Genomic DNA, 2,007 nt, shown 5'->3' with positions numbered 1-2,007 from the left:
GGACGGCGGGCCGGTCTTGGGCGGCGGGGCCTATCTCGTAGGAGAGCGCGGGCCAGAGGTGTTTCGCCCGTCGGGCGCGGGGACGATCGAGCCGATGGGCGGCGGGGTCGGGATGACGGTGAACGTCACGGTGGATGGCGGGGCCGAGGGGCTGTTGCGCTCGGAGGCCCAGATCGCCCGGATGCTGGCGCGGGCGGCGGCCCTGGGCGCACGTTGAACAGGCGCTGCGCGCCGAGCGATAGCGAAACATGACGCGCTGAAGCAGCGAGGCGCCGTGCGCCGAGCGATAGCGCAACAAAAAAGGGCGCTCCTGAGAGCGCCCTTTGGAACTTATTCGCCCTTGGGGTTCGGGCCAAACTTGTTGTCGCCCTTCTGGCTGTCGACGATGCCGATCCAGAGGAGGAAGCCGAGGCCGACCAGCAGCATGATGCTGAGGCCGCCCATCATCGAGCCCAGCATGGACAGGGCCACGGCGGGGTCTTCGCTCTCGAAGGCTTGCGGATTGGTGATGATGGCCGTGCCGACGGCGCCGATGATCATGATGAAGCCGACGATGTTGGCGACCCAGGGGATGACGGCGAACCAGCCCGACTTGCCCATGTCGTGCAGGCGCTTCACCGTGATGGCCAGGTTCGGCCAGATCATGGCGAGCGACAGCAGCAGGCCGAGGAACGGAATCCAGCCCACCACCACGCCGGCGCCGAGCAGGATCAGCCAACTGATCCAGAAGTGCTGACGGCGCAGGCGACCGTTGAACGAGAACATGGCCGTGGCGAAGTCATAGGCACCGAGCGGAGCGCCGCCCGTTGATGAGGCGGCGGCCTGTCCGAAGGCGGCGGCGGGAGCGGTGGAGGCCAGGATCATGATCTGGGTCGCCTCCATGCCTTCCGGCACGAAGTCGACGCGGGCGCCGACGGCGACGGTTCCGCCAGCCTGGACGTCCGTGCGCGTGAAGCCGTAGCGGATGCTGTCGTCGCCGCTGATCAGGCCCGTGCCCGAAGTATCGTCATAGCTGAGAATTTCGCCGCGCACGCGGATCTCCTGTTGTTGAACGGCTTAGCCGTGATGTGGCGAAAGCATGGCTGAGCCAGGCCGTTCGGACAACCCGAAGACTGACGCTAGGCGAAGTTTTTCGCGAAACGTTCGCAATCTGTCCCGCGACGGGACGCAATCCACATCAAAGTAGCGAGGACGCATGGCCTTTCATGAGGTGCGCCTGCCTGCGCGGCTGGCGTTCGGCTCGACCGGCGGGGTTGAGCGGAGGACGGAGATCACGACGTTGGCCTCGGGTTTCGAGCGCCGCTCGACGCCCTGGGCGGACGGTCGCAGGCGCTATCTGATCGGGGCGGGCCTGCGGTCGCTGGACGACATAGCGGCGCTGACGACGTTTTTCGAGGCGCGGCGCGGGCGGCTGCACGGGTTCCGGTTTCGCGACTTCGCGGACTTCAGGAGCGGGGCACCGGGGGCGGCCGTGACGCCGCTGGATCAGGCGATCGGGACGGGGGACGGACAGACGCGCGTCTTTCAGCTGAGCAAGGCTTACGGGGATCACCCGCGGATTATCGCCAAGCCGGTCGAGGGATCGGTGCGCGTGGCCGTGGCAGGCGTGGAGACGGCGGCCTTCAACCTGGATGCGGTTACGGGGCGGGTGACGCTGGCGACGGCGCCGCCCAAGGGCGCGGCGGTGACGGCGGGGTTCGCCTTTGACGTGCCGGTGCGGTTCGACGCGGATCGGATGGAGGTGACGCTGGAGAGCTTCGGCGCCGGGCGGATGGTCGCCATGCCTCTGATTGAAGTGCGGGTCTGAGCCATGCGGAATGTTCCGAGCGAATTGGTCGCCCGCATCGAGAGCGGGGCGGCGACGCTGTGTCATGTCTGGCTGCTGAGGCGGACGGACGGACGGGCGATGGGCTTCACCGACCATGACCGCGATCTGGAGGTCGAGGGCGTGGCGTGCCGGGCGGCCAGCGGCTGGACCGGCGGCGCGGGCGACGGCGAGGTCGGGCT

The 2,007-nt window shown here is 68.1% G+C and carries 3 protein-coding genes and 1 pseudogene; 3 read left to right on the top strand and 1 reads right to left on the bottom strand.

Annotation, left to right across the window (positions count from 1 at the left end; all coding sequences use genetic code 11):
- Nucleotides 1-217: pseudogene (locus RT567_RS16255) on the top strand (phage tail tape measure protein); the annotation flags it as partial.
- A 113-nt stretch (nucleotides 218-330) separates the two neighbouring features.
- On the opposite strand, the gene RT567_RS16250 reads toward RT567_RS16255, so the two are convergent.
- Entirely contained in the window at nucleotides 331-1,032 is a 702-nt protein-coding gene (locus RT567_RS16250) for a DUF805 domain-containing protein (RefSeq protein ID WP_313577243.1), read from the bottom strand.
- Nucleotides 1,033-1,195: 163 nt separating this feature from the next.
- On the opposite strand from RT567_RS16250, the gene RT567_RS16245 reads away from it, so the two are divergent.
- Together RT567_RS16245 and RT567_RS16240 are read left to right on the top strand one after the other, a co-directional pair.
- Nucleotides 1,196-1,807: a DUF2460 domain-containing protein gene (locus tag RT567_RS16245; protein ID WP_313577242.1), complete on the top strand. Its 612-nt coding sequence runs from the start codon at nucleotides 1,196-1,198 to the stop codon at nucleotides 1,805-1,807.
- Nucleotides 1,808-1,810: 3 nt separating this feature from the next.
- A partial coding sequence (locus RT567_RS16240; protein ID WP_313577241.1) for a DUF2163 domain-containing protein occupies nucleotides 1,811-2,007 on the top strand: 197 nt, incomplete at its 3' end.

It is taken from the genome of Brevundimonas sp. (assembly GCF_032107865.1).
Taxonomy (GTDB): domain Bacteria; phylum Pseudomonadota; class Alphaproteobacteria; order Caulobacterales; family Caulobacteraceae; genus Brevundimonas.
Note: the sequence above shows the minus strand (reverse complement) of the source record. Positions and strands in the feature narration are given on the sequence as shown.

Excerpts from the sequence above, each read along its gene's own strand:
- RT567_RS16245 (WP_313577242.1), top strand. The coding sequence starts at position 1,196 with ATGGCCTTTCATGAGGTGCGCCTGCCTGCGCGGCTGGCGTTCGGCTCG.